Origin of the sequence: Sphingorhabdus sp. (genome assembly GCF_044357595.1) — a bacterium.
Taxonomy (GTDB): Bacteria; Pseudomonadota; Alphaproteobacteria; order Sphingomonadales; family Sphingomonadaceae; genus Sphingorhabdus_B.
In genome coordinates this window covers 24,112-44,487 of the sequence record NZ_JBIKPH010000007.1, presented here as the reverse complement: position 1 = coordinate 44,487, position 20,376 = coordinate 24,112, and the positions used below count along the sequence as shown (strand labels likewise).

Here is a 20,376-nt window from a genome sequence, read left to right as displayed (position 1 = left end):
AATGGGAGAACTTCTACAACTTCAACCGACCGCACGGTGCTTTCAACGGAAAAACACCCTATGAAGCCCTTCGCGAAAGGCTATAATCTCTCCCAGTCGATGTCCCGCTAGATCGTCAACCTTACAATCGACCTCGACCAAACGGGCGATGCCGATAATGGTCGCAGGATCAACGCCGGACCGCGCAAGAGCTGATGCTGCGGTCCGTAACTGGCGGGTGCGGGTATTAATGGTCGCGGGCCGTGAAGGTCGCAATGGTCCATCATCGTCCAAGTTCACATTACGCATGCGGTCTGCATAGGCGTTCACATCCACCTCGAATGAAGCTGGGAAGTATGCGAACGGATAGACATAGACCTCGCGCTTCTCGACACGCGGGATTGTGATTTGAGGCCACACTTGCGGAAATTGATCGACCGCTCGGTTCCACGCCCACAAAAAATGGTCCCATGCCTGCTCGGCATTTGCACGTATGCGATCGTTCAATATGGTATCGCGATAGCTATGCAGGTCACTCAATGACACAGCATCCACATCCACACCAAGGCCACTGAGATAACGCGCGCCCCCCGAGACTTTCCGTTTAAGGGACGCCGGCAGCGTCTGCAAAAGCGCAGCCCATTGCGGCAGCAGCGGGGTTGTGTTGCGGCTTGGATAGCTTTTGCCCACAAGGCCTACCGCACGCGCCACACCGGTTTTGACATTTCCCCAGCGGCCCTTGGAATATCCATGTGCAAGAAACGAGATGCCTTCCAATTTACGCCGGATATATATGGGGCTCGCAGGCACTTCATTGGGCGACAGACCCAGCGCTTTGCAGAAGGTCATCACGGCGCTGCGCGTGTCGCGCTTCTGGATGTCGGTCAACGGCGCGTCCAGCAGCGCAACAAGCGCAACTGCGAGGGTGGGTTTATGTTGGTCGTTATGGGTCATCTGAACCTCGTGAGGACTGGAGCGGACAATAGGTAATATTCGTGAATAAATATACAATTATTACAACCCAGTATGGGGCTCCACCTATTCACGACAGGCGCCTAAACCGGCAGAATTGCTGGGCTTTTCATTAAGCATATTGAGCAGGTCTGATTGTCGGATACGGACGGCTCGTCCGATGCGTAAAGCGGGCAATTGGCCTGCGCGAATGAGGCGCGATACCGTGCGATCGGATACGCGAAGATATTGCGCTACTTCTAATCTGGTCAGTAGGTCGGCCGAGTTTTCCGCCGACACTTGTGGCGTTGCTGCGTGAGCCATAGGCTCAGGCTTTGCGTATACCCACGATGGTAGGTCTTGGCTGCTATCCAATGTTGAAGCGGCAGGCACACGCACCGGCTTTTTGGTATTTTTGTTAAACATACGCGAATGTCGCACATGCCAAATATCAGGTCATCGGCATAACCTAAGGATTGTTGTGGGGGGTTTTGCGACAAGCGTAGCCTTGAGAAGATTTGGAACCGCCTTCATTGGCTAAACGGTTTGTTGTCGTTGCCCGCTCAGGCTCTATTCTGGCAACAACATATCGTGATGCCGCGCAACCATGTCCGCCTCCTGCACCTTCAATACCACTATATTCTGCCCTTCACTGAACCTGCTGCGCTTCATGAGCCCGACACCTTGCGTGCCGGGCTCTAATCATTTCGGGTCACATTCCAGAAGAGTACGTCAAACGGGACACACGCAATTCGCTTGCGTTGTATCCAATTCCTTAATATCGTCGGCTGTAATAAAACAAACGATTGTTTAAAATAATCAATACTAGTGTTGACTAATCAACATAGGCGTTGCATTATAGAGAAAGTGTTATGGTTCGGGGACATTCGGCTAATCGAGGAGTGGTGCTATGATCGACGATATGTTTGTGCTTGATGCTGTCGCGCACGCCTATAATCATCTCCCCGAAAATTGGGAGGATCCGGTGCTGGGGAAGGCGATGGTTGATCTCGCTTATGCACTTGCAGCTGATCCGCCTGATCCTCAATATGCTATGAGCCGTGAAAATTATCTTCGTGACTGGACAGTAGAGGATGCCGCAAATCTGTTATTTGGTGAAAGTAACACGGATGTTGCAGTCGTCCATCCGCTCGCCATTTCATCGTTCAAAGACGGCTATTCGTCGGTGCCCAAAGCAGCTGAGGCGATTAGCCGCTATCCCTCGCGTTTCATCGGTGCCTATGCCTGTGTTGATCCGCTCAAAGGGGCGGAGGCAATTCGGGCGCTGGATGAACAGACTGATCTGTTCAAGCCACTCGGTCTGAAGTTGTATCCCACCAGCTGGGATGGAAGGGGGCCGATTTCGTGGCGGATGGATGACCCCAAATTAATCTATCCGCTCTACGAGCGTGCGGCCAAACTTGGCTTAAAACATGTTGCTATACACAAAGCAGTGCCAATCGGACCCTTCGCCGTGGGCGACGCTTACAATCCCAGCGATCTTGAGAATGCGGCGACCGATTTCCCTGACCTCACGTTTGAGATCGTACATGGCGGCTTGGCATTTCTGGACGAGACTGCTTGGTTGCTCGGCCGCTTTGCCAATGTTTATATTAACATGGAAATCCACAATATCATCGTCGAGCGCCGCCCGAAGGTGTTTGAACAGATTTTGCTTGGTCTATGCAAAGTGGGCGGCACTAGTGTTCTGGACCGGATGTTCTGGGGTTCAGGCGGAACGCTCCATCATCCCCAAGCCGGGCTTGAGGCCTTTGCCAAGTTTGCATTCTCTGAAGAGAGCCTCGATAGTGCCGGTCTGTTTATGCCCATGAAACAGATTACGCGGGCGAATAAGGAGAATATGCTGAGCGGTACGTTCGCGCGACTGCACGGGATTGATCTTGATGCGTGCAAGCGGGCGATTGCAGGTGATGAATTCAGTCGCCCGGCGGACGCTGCGTTACCAAAGCCATATTCGACAATTACAATGTCCTCGCCTGCTGACGCGAGGCTCGAAAATGCTTGACGCGAAGTACTCTGCCATCATCGCTGCGCTTGACGAGATCAAGGACCCATGCAGCGTGGCCAGCGGTGTACCTATGGGGCTCGGTGAAATGGGGCTGATCGGCGCGCTTGAGGTAAGCGACCTTGGCGCCGTCTCTATCGAGTTGCGGCTGACCTCGCCTTTTTGTCACATGATAGGCTTCTTTAAAACGGAAGCGCATGCTCGGCTCATGGCGTTGCCAGGCGTCACCAGCGTGTCCTTGAGTGCCGACAACGGCTTGGATTGGACACCTGAAATGATCAGTAGCGCCTCAAAGGAGCGACGCTCTGCCATGCTCCAAAGCCGATATTCAACCAGTTAGATGCGATAATTTGTAAAAGAAAAATAGGGAGATAGTGTTATGACAATACAGAAATCAAAATTTGCCTATGTGGCTGCCGCTTTTGCCGCATTCCAATGTTCAACTGCAATTGCGCAAAGCGCGCCTCAGTCGGCTAATTCAGATGAGGCCTATAATGATGGCGATATAATCGTGACCGCGCAGCGGCGCTCGGAATCACTCGAGCGGACGCCGGTTGCGATTTCGGTGGTCAGCGGCGAACTCCTGTCAAAGCAGGCCATCGTCTCTGAAGCAGACCTCCAGATTGCAACGCCCGGACTGACGATCAAGGCAGGGCAAAGCGGAAATCAGTTGAATTACTCCATTCGAGGTCAGACCGTCGACGCTTTCACCAGTTCAAGACCGTCGGTGCTTCCCTACTTTAACGAGGTGCAGGTCGGCAGTGTTGGCGCATCGTCCTTCTATGACCTGGATTCAATTCAGGTCTTGAAGGGTCCTCAAGGGACATTGTTTGGCCGCAACTCGACTGGTGGTGCCGTTCTCTTCACGTCGGCGAAACCGACGAATGAAATGGGCGGCTACATATCGGTCCGCGCGGGCAATTTTTCTCATTTTCAGGCCGAAGGCGCGATCAATGTGCCGATCGTCGACGAAAAAGTATTGCTGCGCGTCGCAGGCTATCTCCAGCGTCGCGATGGCTTTCAGTTTAATCTGTATAACCAACAGAGGGTTGGCGATGTAAAGCGGGAAAACGTCCGGGGTAGCCTGACAATCAAGCCGAATGATACTATCGAGAATAATCTCGTCGTCGCCTACAGCCATACCGGTGGCGGCAGCACGACAGGCGTAATTCGGAATGTAAATCCAAATCCCGCGACATCGTTCGTGCCGGCTGCGCTGCTTTATAGCCCGAACTTGGGTGCGGCGCTTGGCGGCGTTCCTGGTGCGTGGAACTCCTATCTCGCCCTCCACCCAAAGGCTGATCCTTTGGGCCTTGCTGGGGCCGCTGCAAAGCAAAACGCTCGTGGTCCTTATATTGTTGATCAGGATGGGGCCAACTTCATCCGAGCTAACTCAGTGGTGATGTCGAACATCACGACCTTCGATATTGGCGATGATACACAAATTAAGAACGTCCTCGGTTATGTACGCCAAAAGTCCCTAGAAGGTGGCGAATTTGATGGCTCCAACCTGACGATCGACAGCAACGGCGTTTTTGGTCAGAACAATGATGATATCGGACGCGGGGGAACAATTAGGCAATTCAGCGAGGAACTCCAGTTGAATGGCAAAGCATTCAACAAGGCACTGACCTATGTGGTTGGTATCTATTTCTCCGATGAGAGCGATAATAGCCGGTCGCTCAGTAAGATTGTTTGTCTGGAACCTTTTATCCCATGCACGAACCAGTACAATTCTGGCCGGACGACAAACAAGACATTTGCAGGCTATGGCCAAGGCACGCTCGATCTGAGTGAAATGACGGGACTAGATGGCCTTAGCTTGACTGCTGGTGCGCGCTATTCCTCTGAAAAAGTGACGTTTGAACATACGCGAGATGACTTTTTCATCACCAACCCTAGGCCAGAATATGTTAAGGGAGCGCAGGAGGATACGTTCAAAAACTTCAGCTGGTCGCTGGGCATTGAACAACAGTTTAACAGCAATGTCCTAGCCTATTTCAAGACGAGGAAGGGCTTTCGGAGCGGTGGTTTCAACTTCTATGCGCCGCCGTTGGCAGGTACTGGCAATAATGCCGGCGCTGCATATGGTCAAGAATCCGCCCAGGATTTTGAACTTGGACTAAAATTTAAGGGCGATCTCGGCACGGTACCAACGCGTCTGAACCTTGCCCTTTACACAATGAAGATAGAAGACATTCAGCGCGCTAACTATGTTTCAATCAATGGCTCACTCGCTGGTTTGACAGTTAATGTGCCGGAATCGAAAGTAAGTGGGTTTGAATTAGACGGGTCGATCAATCCGGCGTCGTGGCTCAACATGGGCGGCAGTCTCAACTACACCAAAGCGCGGTTTACTGACGGGCGTGTCCAGGTTTTTGCCAACCCGCTCGTCAATTTCGGGCCTTATCCCGATACGCCCAGATGGAGCGCCTCGGCCTATGCCGAAGTGACTGTACCGTTGAGCGATAGCATTGAGGCGTCAATTCGAGGTGATGTCTATCACCAGACTAAGACATTTTTTGGCTCGACGAACGATACAATCAACCCTTTCAGTGACATCTCGGGCTATACGCTCGCCAACTTCCGTTTAGGGATTGAAAGCATGGATGCTGGCTGGTCACTTGCCGGGATAGTGAAGAACGCCTTTAAAAAGACATATTATGTGGGTGGCATTGCCTTCTACAGCCTGTTCTCGCTGAATACCGTTGTACCGGGTGAGCCGCGGACATTCCTAATCGAAGCGAAGTATAAGTTTTAAGATAACGATATGGGCCGATCGGGCCTGGTAAGGGAGATTTTTTATGTCTGATCGGCTTCGTTTTGGTGCATTTGTGCCGCCACATCATTTACCGGTGAATTACAATCCGACCTATGCGCTGCAGCGCGACACCGAGATTGTGCAGTTGATGGACAGTATCGGGTTTGATGAAGCATGGATTGGTGAGCATCACTCGGGCGGTGCAGAGCCGATTGGTGATCCGATGATGTTCATTGCGCATGTCGCGGCGCAGACAAAACACATCCGGCTTGGCACAGGCGTTGTTTCGCTGCCTTATCACAATCCACTCTGGATCGCAGATCGCCTTGCGATGCTGGATCATCTTACACGTGGTCGGGTTATGCTTGGCTTGGGGCCAGGGGCGCTGGCCACGGATGCTGCCATGCTTGGTATTCATCCGTCGGAGCAGCGTGATGCGCTGGAAGAGGATACAGCAGTTCTCATGCACCTGCTCACCAGCGATGAGCCGATCTCGATCGAAACCAAGCGTTATAAACTGGTAAACGCCCGAATTCAGCTTGATTTCTATCAGGACCCCCATCCAGAAGTGCTTGCCGCTGCGATCGTGTCACCTTCGGGGCCGCGCCTGGCCGGTCAGCATGGCATCGGATTGATCTCAATCGGCGCGACGATGAAAGCGGGCGTCGATGTACTCGCGATGCATTGGGATGTTGCAGAAGCGCGGGCGAAGGAATGCAACAAGACAGTGGATCGTGACAAATGGCGGCTGGTCGGGCTGATGCACCTCGCCGAGACCAGAGATCAAGCGCTCAAAGATGTCGCCTTTGGTCTGCGCGAGTTCTGTGACTATTTGCAACACACCACCCCGACACCCCAGATGGTGCCGACAGGAAGCTCGCTCGATGATTACATAGAATGGGCCTTATCGTCTGGATCAGCGGTCATAGGTACCTACGAGGATGCCATTGAGCAGATCGAGAATCTGCAAGATTTGTCTAATGGCGGCTTCGGCGCTTTTCTGCTCTTCGATCACAACTGGGCCAACTGGAATGCTAAAAAGCACCATTATCATTTGTTTGGTGAATATGTGATCCCGCATTTCAAGAAGACCAATCGCCGTCTTAAATCCAGTGAACTCTATGCCCGCGCCGTGCGCGACGAACTAGCCAAGGCACAGTCCGATGCGATCGGCGCGTTCGCGTCCAAGCACGCTGCATCCGCTCCCAAGAAATAGTGTTCTGGGAAGAGCTATGAGGGGAGTGTTATCAGTCGTTCGGCTGGTAAATGATCTCATCAGCGAGCGCGCGCCAATTTGAACAAACAAACACTTGTTTTTTGACTCAACTACGGTCTAAATCGGAGTTTGAGAAGTGCAACGGGAGAGCAGACGTGGGAAGACTTTCAGGCAAGGTAGCCATCATAACTGGTGCATCGCAGGGTATGGGCGAAGCGCATGCTAAGATGTTCGTCGCTGAAGGGGCGAAGGTGATCCTGACCGACGTCAACGAAAAAGATGGGCAGGCGCTGGCCGACAGCCTTGGCGAGAATGCGATGTTTATCAAGCAGGACGTTCGGTTCGCGCCTGAATGGAAGGCTGTTGTCGACCAGAGTGAAGCAAAGTTCGGCACCATCAACGTGCTCATTAACAATGCTGGCATCATTGGTACCATTGCCCATACGGTCGATTTCTCACAGGCCGACTATCAGCTGGTATGCGACATAAACCAACTGGGCGTCTATCTTGGGATGCAGGCGGTTATCCCTTCGATGATCAAAGCTGGTGGCGGAGCCATTGTGAATATTTCGTCTATTGCCGGGATGATTGCGTGCATGGGGTCGCCCAATTTGGCTTATGTCGGCAGCAAGTTCGCCGTGCGCGGGATGACCAAGCAGGTCGCCGCTGAATATGGCCCAAACAACGTTCGCTGCAATTCAGTTCATCCCGGTTATATCCTGACCCCGATGATGGTCGCGGCTACGGATGAAAATGGCGGCGGCGCGGGCGATGTGATACCGCTCAAGAGGATGGCCAAGCCGAGTGAAGTGTCCCAGCTGGTTCTGTTCCTAGCTTCTGACGAATCTTCGTTCATTACCGGCATGGAACATGTCATCGACGGTGGTATGACCGCCTGCTAAGGCAGCCCGCGATGAAGGCCTATCAATACCGCATGGGCGAGCCGATTGCCGCGCTGCAGATCGTCGATCTCCCGATGCCGAGCTTTGGGCCAGGGCAAGTGCTGATAAAGATGCATGCGGCATCGCTCAACTTTCGTGATCTGTTGGTCGTGACGGGGCAGTTCCCGCGCGTTCAGCAGGAAGTGATCATTCCGCTGTCCGATGGTGCTGGTGAAGTGGTCGAAGTTGGTAGCCGCGTTACGACACTCAAGCGCGGTGACCGAGTGACGCCGCTTTACTGCCAGAGCTGGATGGCGGGCGAGATGCAGGACAGCGATACGGCCTGGTCGCTCGGCGGCTGCATTGACGGCGTCGCGGCTGAGTATCTCACGTTTGACGAGATGGGCGTTCTCAAATTCCCCGATCATTTGAGTTATGAAGAGGCGGCGACTTTGCCCTGCGCAGGCCTCACCGTTTGGAATAGCCTTCACGGGCCGTGTCCGCTCTCAGCCGGAGACACCCTTTTAACGCTCGGAACGGGTGGCGTTTCGATCCACGCGTTGCAAATGGCCCGAGCGGCAGGAGCTGAAGTGATCGTCACTTCTTCAAGTGACGAAAAGTTGGCGCGCGCCAAAGCGCTTGGTGCGGACCATGTTATCAACTATGTTACGACGCCTGATTGGGATGTCGCCGTGCGCGAGATTACCGGTGGGCGGGGTGTTGACCATGTCATTGAAAATGGCGGCGGCGCGACGCTGCTTCGCTCAATAAAGAGCACCAAGCGCGGCGGCTGGATACACATTATCGGCCTCATCGCGCCCGGCGAGATTGACCCGGTCCACATCTTGCTGACCGGCGTCACGCTGCGGGGCAAGGAAGTCGGATCACGCGAGATGTTCGCCGCGATGAACCGCTCACTTTCACATTCGAAGATCAGGCCGGTGGTCGATAAACTTTTCGCCTTTGACCAGTTGCCCGAAGCATTGGTCGAGCTTGGCGCGGGCAATCATTTTGGTAAGCTGGTGTTATCAATCGCCTGACACAATCGCATTTGGAGAAGCGACCTTTGGGCGACGGAAGGTTTACAGCGCACCCACGGGCTTGGAAGACCGCCAATCGGTCTATTCCCAATGGCACATTGGCACGCCCGGCACCGGCGAGCGTAAAACCCGCACGCTGTCATGTCCCAAGCCTCCCAGATAGACTGATTTCAAATCTGGCCCGCCGAAAGCGATGCTGGACAGGTTTGCAAGCTGGGATCCCCGGCTCCGGGAGATTTGATCCCAAGTCAGCTTCCCTTTGGCATAGGATGACGCGATGTCGGCCAGTGCCGGATCAGGATCTTCCAGCAAGATGGTCCAAGTCAGATCTCGAGCGACCCGGATCAGGCGGTTCGAGATCACGCAGGTAATCCATAGACCCCCTTCCGAATCGAAAGCCATGCCATCGGGATAAATGTCTTGCGGGAAGCTAAGCTGAACTGGACTGCTCAACGTGCCGTCCAACGCAATGTCATATCTGGTGGTCCGGCAGGCGAAAGTTTCATTGACGAAGAGGTACTCGCTCCCAGGTGAGACACGCACTTCGTTGGTCCAGTTCAGTCCATCTACTGCAACGGATAAATGGCCGTCCTTCAACAGCAATATTTTGCCCGTGTTTGCAGCAGAGGTGAAATGTTCATGCTTGCGCTCGGTCGAGCTGATCGTGATCCAGGTTCGCTCGCCGTCAACAAGCACAAAGTTTGTCGGCGGAATTGGTTGACCTGCAACTTCAGTCGCAAAAGGACTAACGTGCCCGCGCGGACTAACTCGCCAGACGCCGCCTGCACGAGCCATATTCGTGATCAGAAAATCGCCGTCAGGCAAGAGGGCAATACCATTGGGTCGGAAGCCTTGCGCGATTAAATCCACCTCGACTGCTGGACCGGTAGTTCCGTTTGGCGCAATCCGGGCAATGCCAAGCGTCCAGTCGCCTGTGTAGAGCGATCCATCTGGCGCGGCCAATACGCATTCCGGCCGGTTCAAACCGCTTCCGATCTCCGACAGGTCGGCAATTGAAAATGGCTCTATCTTAGTCATGGATGCGCGCTCAATTTTCGGCTCATCACAGCGCCAGATAGCCGCCGTCGACGGGAATCGTCACACCTGTCACATATGAGGACATGTTGGAGGCGAGAAAGACGGCGGGGCCGACGATCTCCTCAGTCTCGCCAACGCGCCCGAGCGGCAGACGCTGAATAAACTTGTCGCCTGCTTCACCTGTCACGGTCATGAGGTCGCTTTTCATCCGGCCAGGTGCCAGTCCGTTGGCGCGGCCACCGGTCGGCCCAAGGTCTCGTGCAAAATATTGCACCAGAGAGCGGATGGCGGCCTTCGTCGCACCGTAAGCTGCGCTTGATCTCGGCGCAGAGAATCCGGCAATCGAAGAGAGAAAGATCACGCTCGCTCCGGGGTGCTTCAAGCCAGGCAGGAGAGCGACGGTGATGTCCCACTGAGCGGTCAGGTTTATGCTGACCACCTGATCCCATTTTTGCATCTGGTCGGGATCTTGTGGACGGATGCGGGGCGCAATGCCCGCGTTATTCACAAGAACATCGATCCGTTCAAACTGATCTATCATACGCTCGCCGAACGCCTTGACGGCTTCGCGATCACCGATGTCCAGAACCTCGGACGTGGCCGAACCACCAGACGCGTTGATTTGCGCCACAAGCTCAGATGCTGCTTCACTGTTTCGATCTACTACAACCGCATGCGCGCCTTCGGCTGCCATGGCAGTTGCGATCGCCGAACCCAAGCCCCGCGCCCCGCCCGTGATGACCGCCGTTTTGCCCTCAAGTAGAGCCATCCTTTTTCTTCCCTTGCATTAAAGTAGCACATGCAGCCTATTTGCCTCGCCGGGAAGGCAAGACAGGGCGCGATCATGTCATGATGTATCCCTTATAGCCGTTTTCTCGCACATCGTCACAGTATTCCCGAAACTTGGGGTTGCCGCCGACGAACAACAGCGCTTCGCGTTTGTCGCGGCCCTCAATGTTCTTGTTGATCCCAGTGAACCAGGAATTTGTCTGACCTAACAGCATCTTGCCCATCAATTTGGCGCAATACTCGCTATAACTCTCCGCGGCGGCGATTTCCGGTTCGATGCGCTGAACGCCGCCATTTTTCGCCTCAGCGATCATGTCACTTAACCAATCCACGGCGAGAGCTGAACATCGCGGAATGTTGCAGAAGGTTGCTCCACTATGTGGGCCCACCAACATGAAGAAATTTGGAAATCCGGGGCACTGCATGCCCATGTAGGTTTTGATGCCCTTCGCCCATTCGTCCTTGAGTGCAACGCCTCCAGTGCCGCGTATGTCGATACGGTTCCATGCGCCTTTCACTGCATCAAAGCCCGTCGCATAGAGAATAGCATCAAGCTCATGCAAAGCGTCAGTGGTCTGGATGCCGTCGGGCGTGATCCGTGTGATGGGTGTTGTGTTTAAATCGACAACTGACACATTGTCCTGATTGTAGACCTCATAATAATTGGTCTCCAAAGGTACGCGGCGCGTTCCGAACCCGTGGTCTTTGGGGATCAGCAACTCAGCGATATGTTGATTTTTCACACGCTGACGAATTTTTTTTGCAACGAAGTCTGAAAGATATTGATTTGCTTCAGGGTCTGAAAGCCCATCCTGAAAAGTACCTAGCCAAAGTGAGAAACCAGGCCCCTTGTACAATTCTTCCAATTTTGCGTCGCGTTCCTCTTTAGGAACCTCGAAAAGGTTTCGAGGATCAAATTCATGCGGAAAGCCTGCGATCGATGCGTCACATTTAGCAGTGAATTCGTTGTAGTGCGACTTGATATAATCCATCCGCTCCTGCGTCATCGGCCCATTGCCCAAGGGCGTGCACCAATTCGGTTCGAGCAGAAACACGGTGAGGTGCTTCGCCACCTTGGCCATTTCCTGGATTAATTGAACGCCGGTCGAACCTGTACCGATCACTGCGACGCGCTTGTTAGAGAAGTCGAGCTTGGCGGGCCCAAAACCAATTGGGTCTCGCGGCCATGCAGCAGTATGATAGCTTTCGCCTTTAAAGGTGTTGATGCCAGAAATACGAGGCATCTGTGTTGCAGACAAAGGCCCTAGTGCCGAGAAAACGAAGCGTGCGGTCACGGGTGCCCGGTGCCCCTGCTGGAATTCAAGCAACCATGCATTTGAAACATCGTCAAAAGTCGCCTTGTGCACTTTAGCGTTAAAGATGAAGTCCTTTCGAATATCCATAATCTCGGCTGCACGGTGTATGTACCGGAGAACTTCAGGCTGAGCAGCGAACCGCTCGGACCAGCTCCATTCCTGCATTAGTTGTTCGTTCCAGAAGTAGCCGTAGACTTCGCTTTCAGAGTCGATGCGGCAGCCCGGGTAGCGATTGTGATGCCAAACACCTCCGATATCTTCCGCGGCTTCGACGCCAAGCACCCGATAACCCATCTCGCGGAGCCGGTAGGCTTGGTAAAGACCCGTCAGTCCTGCGCCAATCACAACGGCGTCAAAGTCAAGTTCGGTTGTCATTAAGGCTCCTTTTGCTTATCTCACACGGAAGGTCGGCGCTATCTTCAGGTCGGCGCTATCTTCCTTCGCCGCTCGTGTCACTCAGTCTCTTGACTTAACATCTCAAAATGATTTAAACAAACGATTGTTTTTGTCAACTCAGATGGAAAAGGATGCGCTGCCATGAATGAGACCCGTGCCGATATGGAGGCTGATCCCGAGGTCGCCCCAGAAGTGTTGAAAGCTCGGTTCGGGCGGGACATAGCGCGCGACTTTGATCTTGATGATCCGATGTTTAACGACCGATTTGATGAAGTGCTCACTTTCATGGTCAATAAATGCCCTATCTCTTACAGCAAGGCTGGTACCGGCTATCACTTGGTCAACACCAATGAACAAGTGCGGCGCGTCGCACAGGATTGGCGTACATTCAGTAGCGCCAAGGGCTATATGCCCAATCGGCCAGAGGGCCTTCCTTATCTGATGCCTGAAGAGTCTGACCCGCCGATGCACACTAACTGGCGGCACAAGCTCAATCCGCATATGAGCCCGAAGGTTATCGCCACCTATGAGGACGTCATCCGCAAGGATTGCAATGTCTTGATAGATACCTTCATCGAAAAGGGTGAGTGCGAGTTTATAAGCGAGTTCGGTGCGCTTCTGCCTGGTTGGGCTTTTTTCAAGAACGTGCTCGGTGTGCCGATCGACGATCTTGCGATGCTCGTTGAAGGCGTGGAACAAGGCACGTTTGCGCTGCCCGCAGAAGAGCGCCCAGCGCACATGGCGCGCGTGTTTACCTATCTCGATACGCATCTTAGGTGGCGCGCGACCCAGCCGAAACGCGGCGACGTCATCGACACCATCCTTGAAGGCGTCATTTATGATGATGGCACCGAAGCGCCCTGGGATCATAAAGTAAGCATTCTTGTCGATCTGACCTTTGGCGGCATTGCGACAACCACCTTCGTCATGTCCTCTGCCATTCATTATCTTGCGATGCATCCTGAGGTGCGCCAGCAGCTAATTGATGATCCTTCGCTCATTGAGAATGCGATTGAAGAATTCAGCCGCGTCTTCCCGCCGGTGATTGCACTTGGTCGGACCTGCACCCGCGACGTGGAAGTGGCGGGTACCGAAATGAAGGAGGGTGATTTCGTGATGCTCACCTGGGGTGCAGCCTCACGTGATCCGCGTGCGATGGAAGAGCCTGAAAAGATTGATATCAAGCGCGAGACAATCCTTCATTCGACCTTTGGCGTTGGTCCGCACCGGTGTATTGGCTCGAACCTCGCCCGGCTCGAACTGACTGCGACTATAGAAGAATGGCTCCGGCGCATCCCCGAATTCTCAGTGCGGGAAGGTACTGCGCCGGTCTATGTCACCGGCTTTCTGCGCTCAATGCGTGAACTTCAACTGGTGTGGCCGAAATGAGCGCCAAGGTACATCATGGTCCGGCCCCGCGCCTCGAGCAGTATAAGGATCGGTATGAGAATATCGAGCTATACCGTACCGATGAGGGCGTGCTCGTGATGAGGTTCCATACCGATGGTGGGCCACTGGTGTGGAGCGCGCTTGCGCATGAAGAGCTCGGCTATTGCTTCACCGATGTCGGCGCAGATCGCGAGAACAAGGTCGTGGTGATGACCGGCACGGGCGCGAACTGGTGCGCCGATATCAATGCAGGCAGCTTCAAGCTTAGTACTGCCGGCGAATGGGATCTAACCTTCTATGATGGACGGCGGTTGCTTAATAACCTGCTCGACATAGAAGTGCCCGTGATTAGCGCTATCAACGGCCCTGCACGCATCCATCCGGAAATCCCGGTGATGTCTGACATTGTAATCGCCAGCGATACTGCGTTGTTTCAGGATGCGCCCCATTTCATGTCCGGGATTGTTCCTGGTGACGGGGCACATGTAGTTTGGCCGCACCTGCTCGGGCCAAATCGGGGTCGATATTTCCTGATCATGGGGCAAGAGATCGACGCGGCAAAGGCACTCGATTGGGGGGTGGTCAACGAAGTCGTCACCGCGGACCAATTGAAAGCCCGGACGATGGAGATCGCGAATATGATCGCAGCTAAGCCGATCTTGACACGGCGCTATACCCGCGTTGCGCTCACCCAGCGGTACAAGCGCTTGATGCACGAAGGGCTGAGCCTTGGCCTAGGACTTGAAGCTTTGGCAGCGACCGATGCTTTGCCCACCGAAGGCCGTATGAAAGACGCGCAATAAGCGCCGACAAGGAGAATATAGGATGCGTGTTAAAATCGACGGTGAACATTGCACCGGTCACGGCCGCTGCGCAAAATATGCCCCCAACGTCTTCATTCTTGACGACGACGGTTACAATGCCGATCGCAGTAACGAAATCGACGTGCCTGCGGGCGAAGAGGAAAATGCCAAACGCGGGATGAAATCTTGCCCGGAGCGGGCTATTACTTTGGTAGCGGAATAGCATTTTACGCCATTTCAAAATGCTCCATGTTCGCTGCCCCAGCGAAGAATGGCCCGACAAGTGCCTTGAATTCCTCAAATGCAGGGGTCTTTGTGAGCGCAACGTGCGACGCGACCGAATCCCATTCCAATAGCAGGATGAACTTCCCGGGATTTTCCACTCCGCGTCCGACACGAACAGATGCGCAGCCGGGAGCTGAAGCGAGGATTGCCCCTCCCCGTGCGGCCATTGCAGCGGCAAAGGCTTCTTCCATGCCTTCTTTCACGGGCACTTCAGCACGTTCGATGAACATCATGTCTCTCCTTGGATGCGCTCAATAGCAAGCTTTGCGAGTTTGAATTTCTGCGGGCGACCTGTGACAGTCAGGGGAATATCGCTAGCTGCAAAATACAGCACATGGCGGGGCACCTTAAACCGTGCGAGCTTTGCAGCGCATGTCGCGAGAAGCGCGTCGGCATCGGGACGATCAATCCCGCGCTGTACAATGCAGAGGCAGCCAGTTTCACCCGCTCGTGGATCCGGCACGCCGATGACCAACGCTTGCTCAATCTGTGGATGATCGTCGAACAACATCTCAATTTCGCGCGGCATCACCATTTCGCCATTACAACGATAGGTTTCCTTGATCCGTCCGGTTAGTGTCACATAGTTATCTGTGCTAACCCGTCCGAGGTCGCCCGTCCGAAGCCAGCCATCCACAGTAAAGGCGGCCGCTGTTTCTTCTGGCTTTTTGTAATAGCCGCGCGTGACGATGGGGCCGGTCACAACAAGCTCGCCCTCCATATCAGGGGGCAGGTCGGTGAGCGTTTCAGGGTCAATCGTTTTATAGACCGCAACGCGCCCGCCCAACGCAGGATCGCCTGCGACGCTTGCGGGTTTGAGGCAGCCATGCGTGGTCAGCAGCTTTACATCGTCATCCTCGACCACATTTGATGTCGCCGACGCTGATGTCTCAGTCATGCCGTAGCCCATCCGCATTTCTCGCGGACGAAGGGCTTCGCGGATATCGCTCCATATCCCCGGTGGATTGACCCCCCCGCTGTTGAACATGACCTTTAGATGGGTTGAATCGAAGCCGCGCGTGCGCGCAACCTCAATCAATTTCGATGTCATCATCGGCACAGCGACCAGCTCAGTCGCGCGATGGCGTTCCGCTGCATTCAGCATCTCTGCCGCATCGAAAACAAGGTGCGGGATGATCGCACCGCCGACGAAAAGCACCGCGAGGAGGCACTCGGCATAACCAAAGACATGATACATCGGCATGGCAAACAGCATCCGCCGGTTCTCTTCGAACGCGCCCGCAATCACCGACGAAAAGGCCGCGCGGAGAACCATGTCGTGGGTCAGCATCACGCCCTTGGAACGCCCGGTCGTTCCCGAAGTGTAGAGGATATCACTCAGTGCTGTGCCATCTGCCGCCGCCTCCCGTGCGCTGAGCTCCGCATCGCTGTCTGGTGTGGCACTAGCAATCAGGGCATCGATTCCCGCAAGCGAAAAGACATGACGAATTTTGGGCAGTGCCGGCCTGATTTGGTTCAAGTCTGCAAGATAATCGTGCCCACGGAATTCCTCCATCGTGATCAGCATCGCCGCATCAGACTGATCTAGCACATAGGCAAGTTCTTGCCCGCGCAATAGGAAATTGACCGGAATGCAGACCGCACCAGCCCGTGCGATGGCGAACTTGATTGCAGTGAATTCAGGGTAGTTGGCCATATCGAGGGCGACATGTTCGCCAGCCTTAAGGCCGTGAGCGATAAGGCCTGAGGCGATCTGTCGCGACCAGGCCTGCACCTCACCATAATTCCATGTGCGTGCATCAGTGATGATCAGGGGTCGATCTGCCCAACACTCAGCCGCACGGTCCAGCCTGCAGGAAATGGTCAACACCTCCCATTTAGGGTAACGGGCCTCAAGCAGATTACGGCGTTTTTGCGGAGCCATCTTTTCCTCTCGTCTCTGTGCGATTGACTACACAGCATAATTGTCATAACAAACATTTGTTTATTAGCAAACTTGGAATAGGACGATCGCAGATGGATTTCCGCTTTAGTGATGAGCAGCGGATGTGGAACGACACCGTTCAGGATTTCATGGCCCGCGAGGTTGGTCAAGATTATACGCTCCAACATGATTTGTCGCGGGAGTTTCCCGAAGATGTATTTCGCAAGATGGCTGACCTTGGCTGGCTCGGCCTGCTTGTGCCGGAGAAACTTGGCGGCATGCAGACCGACCCGGTCATGTTTGCGATCTTCTGCGAAGCAATTGGTAAATATAGCTTAGATACCGCCGCCTGTATCATGACCTCGATGTTCACTGTTCAGAATATCTGCACTCACGGCACGCCTGAGCAGCAGGCGCAATACATTGCACCCTTCCTGCGTGGCGATGCTAAATTTTCAATTTCCATAAGCGAGCCCCAATCGGGATCTGACGCAGCAGGCGGTCGCTCCACAGCTCGGCTCGACGGCGACGAATGGGTGCTCAATGGCAATAAGGTCTGGTGTTCAGGTGCCCAGTTGCCCGGCGCAACCATCGCCATTCTGGCGCGTACAAGCCAAGAGCGTTATGACGGCTTCTCTTTATTTTTGGTGCCCAACACAACGCCGGGGTTGCATATCAAGAAGATGAATACTCTTGTTCGTAAGAGTCTCGGCACCACCGAGTTCTTTATGGACGACATGCGGATCCCGAAGTCGGCGTTGCTCGGGGAAGTTGGCAAGGGCTGGCGTTATATCGGCGAGCATCTCGATCTAGAGAGACTGAGCATCGCTGCCTCGCAGGTCGGAAATGCGCGCACAGCGCTGGATGACACCAAAAAATATTTGAGCGAACGTGACGCATTTGGCAAGAAGCTCTCATCCTATCAGGTGCTTAAACACCGTATGGCTGACGACGAAACCGAACTCGCGGCGGCGCGGCTGTTGGTCTATTATGCCGCTGACAAACTGGCACGCGGCGAACCCGCCAATGCCGATGTGGCCAAAGCCAAACTGTTCACTGCCAAGACACTGTTTCAGATTGCCTTCAACGGAATGCAAGCACTTGGCGGCTATGCTCAACTGCCTGAATATCATATGGAGCGCTACTTTCGCGAAGCCAAGCATGGCATGGTTGGCGGGGGCACAAATGAAATTTTGCGCAGCATTATCGCGAAGTCGATGGGGCTGGGGCGGGAGGGTTAAGGAGTAGACTAAGCGTGGCAACTGTTATCGATCCGGCTAGCGGCCCGCGAGAAGCCATCATGGACGCGGCAGTGCACTTGTTTGGCAAGCAAGGGTTTAGCGGCACATCGATGCGGGACATTGCGAAAGCAGTCGGGGTTCTGCCAGGAAGCCTCTATGCGCACATCGCGAGCAAAGAGGCGATGCTCGTCGATATTGTTGACGATGGAATTCGCAGGTTTCTCGACGCTGTTCGGCCGCACATTGTATCGGGCGCGACACCCGCGGAGAGGCTCCGTGCAATGGTGATCGCCCATGTATCCGTCGTCGCTGATAATCCCGAACGCTCACTCGTTGTTTTCCATCAATGGCGCTTTTTGGGAGATGACAACATTCAAGCCGCTATTGGCAAACGCCGTGATTACGAGCAGGCGTTCATCGGTGTGATCGAGGATGGCATCAAATCTGGAACATTTCGAGCGACTCTGAACCGCCGTATCGCTGTGCTGTCGATACTCGGCGCGCTAAACTGGACCCCGGAATGGCTCACGCCCAATGGAGCGCTTTCACCCGAGGAAGTTGGCGGGGTCATCGCGGACACTCTATTTATGGGCTTGCGCGGTTAAAGCGAATTTTTGTGCGCGCGCTTGACAGATAATGGTTCCTATCATATCGAAAAACAAATGATTGTTTTGAGGTTTAGATGACACGGCGCGCCTTCTCTGATCCGCAGGTAAAATGCTTTGAAGATTTCGAACTTGGCGACACGATGACGACGCGAGGTCGCACAGTCGATATTGGCGATATAACCAGTTTTGCCGGGCTGACGGGTGATCATTACCAACTTCACACCGATGCTACGTTCATGGAAGGCTCGCGCTTTGGCCAACGCATCGCGCATGGTCCGCTGACTTTCTCGCTCGCAGTCGGCTTGATTGGGGGCAGCGGATTTTATGGCGACGCCATTGCCGCGCTTGTCGAAATAACGGGCCTCAAGGCGACTAAGCCGGTGTTCGCGGGCGACACTCTTCACGTCGTTGCCGAAGTTACGGGGCATGAAACGACGGGCGGAAAACATGGCATACTGGCGGTCACCTATTCAGTGCGCAATCAATCGGGAGACGAGGTGATGACGTTTCTCCAGACCATGCTGGCAAAGCGGAGAGTTTGAATGACAGAAAATTGGCAATTGCATGTCGACGCGGGTCAGGAGAATGACCCCGTGTTCGTGGGCGTTGGAGAAATCCCGACCGGAAAGTTTCCGGATCGCAGCTTCATTGAGGGCCTCACAAGCGTCGCCGTCATGGCACTCAGGGATGCGGGGATGGTGCCAAGGGATATCGACACGATCCTGCTGATCCCGTGCCTGCACAGCGGCGCGGATCAGGCCGATCTGGTCTTCTCGCGCATGGCAGAAGAGCTGGGAATCCACGGCTCATGCAAGTCGAGCTTCATGGTGCATTCCGGCGGGTCGACCAGCGACAACGCGGTGCGCGCAGCCCACGGACTGATCGCAACAGGTCACGCAAAAAACGTGTTAGTGCTCCAATGTGAACGCTGGGGTTCAGCTGACCTTAATGAGATGATCACCATGTTGTCGAAAAACGGCATCCCCGGCGAATGGGAATTGCCGACGGGCATCCAGTTCAATGCCATCGGCGCTATGATAATGCGGCGCTATATGCACGCGTCGGGCAGCACGGCGGAGGAACTGGCGTCGGTCTGTGTCACATTGCGCAAATGGGCGAACCTCAACGAAAATGCGATGTTCTACACCAAGCCACTGACGGTTGAGCAGATACTCGCCTCGCGCATGGTCGCTGACCCGCTGCACAGTTTTGAATGCCCGCCAATGGCCGACGGGGCCTGCGCTTTTGTGATGACGAGCGCTGGTGTCGCGAAAAAACGTGGCATCAGCAGCGGCGTCAGAGTTGCGGGCTCTGGGGGCTGCGTCAGCCATTACTGTTTGAGCCAAGAATCTGATCAAGCTGTGCTTGGCTGGCCCTTGGCGGCGGAGCGGGCGTGGAACCAATCGGGCTGGGGTCCTAAGGACGCGGACATTGGCGAAATCTATGACAGCTATGCTGCAGTCACGGCGATCGCACTGGAGGGAATCGGCGTCGCCGAAAAGGGAGAAGGAGCGCGCTGGTTTGCTGCGGGCCATGGTGATCCTGGCGGTAAGTTGCCGATGAATACCAATGGCGGGCTGCTTTCGGCGGGGCATACGGGCGTTGGCGGCGGCACGGCCTTGCTGGTCGAAGGTATCCGCCAATTGCTGCACCGTGCGCCTGCAAAGCGTCAGGTTGAAGGCTGCGAACGTGCGATCATTGGCGGCACAGGCGGCTCCTACATGGATGCGCAGATCCTTTTGCTCGAACGCACGAAATTAGGGGCCTGAACG

The 20,376-nt window shown here is 54.5% G+C and carries 19 protein-coding genes and 1 pseudogene; 14 read left to right on the top strand and 6 right to left on the bottom strand.

The genetic code is table 11. The features are described from left to right. A pseudogene (locus ACIQ2T_RS02350) lies at nt 1-86 on the top strand (IS481 family transposase); the annotation flags it as partial. Between the two features lie 931 nt (nt 87-1,017). Here the strand turns inward: ACIQ2T_RS02350 and ACIQ2T_RS02345 are convergent. Continuing rightward, nucleotides 1,018-1,356: a helix-turn-helix domain-containing protein gene (locus tag ACIQ2T_RS02345; RefSeq protein WP_397589405.1), complete on the bottom strand. Its 339-nt coding sequence runs from the start codon at nt 1,354-1,356 to the stop codon at nt 1,018-1,020. A gap of 484 nt (nt 1,357-1,840) precedes the next feature. Between ACIQ2T_RS02345 and ACIQ2T_RS02340 the strand changes: the two genes are divergently transcribed. The 6 genes from ACIQ2T_RS02340 (at nt 1,841) to ACIQ2T_RS02315 (ending at nt 8,854) form a co-directional block, all read left to right on the top strand. After that, nucleotides 1,841-2,956 (top strand): amidohydrolase family protein, encoded by a 1,116-nt coding sequence (locus ACIQ2T_RS02340; protein ID WP_333568286.1) that lies wholly within the window; start codon nt 1,841-1,843, stop codon nt 2,954-2,956. Then, complete coding sequence (locus tag ACIQ2T_RS02335) at nt 2,949-3,296, top strand: iron-sulfur cluster assembly protein (protein ID WP_333568285.1); 348 nt, start codon at nt 2,949-2,951, stop codon at nt 3,294-3,296. The genes ACIQ2T_RS02340 and ACIQ2T_RS02335 overlap by 8 nt, the downstream gene beginning before the upstream one ends. Before the next feature lie 39 nt (nt 3,297-3,335). Then, nucleotides 3,336-5,717 carry a TonB-dependent receptor gene (locus ACIQ2T_RS02330; protein ID WP_397589404.1) on the top strand — a complete coding sequence of 794 codons (2,382 nt, stop codon included), beginning with the start codon at nt 3,336-3,338 and terminating at the stop codon, nt 5,715-5,717. A gap of 43 nt (nt 5,718-5,760) precedes the next feature. Beyond that, nucleotides 5,761-6,933, top strand: coding sequence for an LLM class flavin-dependent oxidoreductase (locus ACIQ2T_RS02325; protein WP_333568283.1), 1,173 nt, complete (start codon nt 5,761-5,763; stop codon nt 6,931-6,933). Between the two features lie 155 nt (nt 6,934-7,088). After that, nucleotides 7,089-7,835 carry a glucose 1-dehydrogenase gene (locus tag ACIQ2T_RS02320; protein ID WP_397589403.1) on the top strand — a complete coding sequence of 249 codons (747 nt, stop codon included), beginning with the start codon at nt 7,089-7,091 and terminating at the stop codon, nt 7,833-7,835. 11 nt (nt 7,836-7,846) lie between these two features. Continuing rightward, a complete protein-coding gene (locus tag ACIQ2T_RS02315) occupies nt 7,847-8,854 on the top strand; it encodes an NAD(P)-dependent alcohol dehydrogenase (RefSeq protein WP_333568281.1) in 1,008 nt (335 codons plus the stop codon). Nucleotides 8,855-8,935: 81 nt separating this feature from the next. Here the strand turns inward: ACIQ2T_RS02315 and ACIQ2T_RS02310 are convergent, their stop codons facing one another. The 3 genes from ACIQ2T_RS02310 to ACIQ2T_RS02300 all read right to left on the bottom strand — a co-directional run bounded on the left by ACIQ2T_RS02310 (nt 8,936) and on the right by ACIQ2T_RS02300 (nt 12,372). Next, nucleotides 8,936-9,892 (bottom strand): SMP-30/gluconolactonase/LRE family protein, encoded by a 957-nt coding sequence (locus tag ACIQ2T_RS02310; protein ID WP_333568280.1) that lies wholly within the window; start codon nt 9,890-9,892, stop codon nt 8,936-8,938. A 25-nt stretch (nt 9,893-9,917) separates the two neighbouring features. After that, nucleotides 9,918-10,661: an SDR family oxidoreductase gene (locus ACIQ2T_RS02305; RefSeq protein ID WP_333568279.1), complete on the bottom strand. Its 744-nt coding sequence runs from the start codon at nt 10,659-10,661 to the stop codon at nt 9,918-9,920. A 73-nt stretch (nt 10,662-10,734) separates the two neighbouring features. After that, on the bottom strand, nt 10,735-12,372 hold the full coding sequence (locus tag ACIQ2T_RS02300; RefSeq protein ID WP_333568278.1) for an NAD(P)/FAD-dependent oxidoreductase: 1,638 nt from the start codon (nt 12,370-12,372) through the stop codon (nt 10,735-10,737). 162 nt (nt 12,373-12,534) lie between these two features. Here ACIQ2T_RS02300 and ACIQ2T_RS02295 point away from each other — a divergent pair, with 162 nt between their 5' ends. The 3 genes from ACIQ2T_RS02295 to ACIQ2T_RS02285 are packed head-to-tail and all read left to right on the top strand — an operon-like array spanning nt 12,535 to nt 14,808. Further along, nucleotides 12,535-13,782, top strand: a complete 1,248-nt coding sequence (locus ACIQ2T_RS02295; RefSeq protein WP_333568277.1) for a cytochrome P450 — start codon at nt 12,535-12,537, stop codon at nt 13,780-13,782. Then, on the top strand, nt 13,779-14,585 hold the full coding sequence (locus ACIQ2T_RS02290; RefSeq protein WP_300038623.1) for an enoyl-CoA hydratase/isomerase family protein: 807 nt from the start codon (nt 13,779-13,781) through the stop codon (nt 14,583-14,585). The genes ACIQ2T_RS02295 and ACIQ2T_RS02290 overlap by 4 nt, the downstream gene beginning before the upstream one ends. A gap of 22 nt (nt 14,586-14,607) precedes the next feature. Then, nucleotides 14,608-14,808 (top strand): ferredoxin, encoded by a 201-nt coding sequence (locus tag ACIQ2T_RS02285; protein WP_333568276.1) that lies wholly within the window; start codon nt 14,608-14,610, stop codon nt 14,806-14,808. Nucleotides 14,809-14,812: 4 nt separating this feature from the next. On the opposite strand, the gene ACIQ2T_RS02280 is transcribed toward ACIQ2T_RS02285, so the two are convergent. Together ACIQ2T_RS02280 and ACIQ2T_RS02275 are read right to left on the bottom strand one after the other, a co-directional pair. Then, nucleotides 14,813-15,103 carry an antibiotic biosynthesis monooxygenase gene (locus ACIQ2T_RS02280; RefSeq protein WP_333568275.1) on the bottom strand — a complete coding sequence of 97 codons (291 nt, stop codon included), beginning with the start codon at nt 15,101-15,103 and terminating at the stop codon, nt 14,813-14,815. Next, entirely contained in the window at nt 15,100-16,755 is a 1,656-nt protein-coding gene (locus ACIQ2T_RS02275) for a class I adenylate-forming enzyme family protein (protein ID WP_397589402.1), read from the bottom strand. Before ACIQ2T_RS02275 ends, ACIQ2T_RS02280 begins: the two co-directional genes overlap by 4 nt. 92 nt (nt 16,756-16,847) lie before the next feature. Here ACIQ2T_RS02275 and ACIQ2T_RS02270 point away from each other — a divergent pair, with 92 nt between their 5' ends. The 4 genes from ACIQ2T_RS02270 to ACIQ2T_RS02255 all read left to right on the top strand — a co-directional run bounded on the left by ACIQ2T_RS02270 (nt 16,848) and on the right by ACIQ2T_RS02255 (nt 20,373). Next, entirely contained in the window at nt 16,848-17,996 is a 1,149-nt protein-coding gene (locus ACIQ2T_RS02270; protein WP_333568273.1) for an acyl-CoA dehydrogenase family protein, read from the top strand. Nucleotides 17,997-18,010: 14 nt separating this feature from the next. After that, a complete protein-coding gene (locus tag ACIQ2T_RS02265; protein ID WP_333568272.1) occupies nt 18,011-18,601 on the top strand; it encodes a TetR/AcrR family transcriptional regulator in 591 nt (196 codons plus the stop codon). Nucleotides 18,602-18,678: 77 nt separating this feature from the next. Beyond that, a complete protein-coding gene (locus ACIQ2T_RS02260) occupies nt 18,679-19,146 on the top strand; it encodes a MaoC/PaaZ C-terminal domain-containing protein (protein ID WP_333568271.1) in 468 nt (155 codons plus the stop codon). After that, entirely contained in the window at nt 19,147-20,373 is a 1,227-nt protein-coding gene (locus ACIQ2T_RS02255) for a thiolase family protein (RefSeq protein ID WP_333568270.1), read from the top strand. It begins immediately after the preceding gene. Nucleotides 20,374-20,376 lie beyond the last annotated feature (3 nt).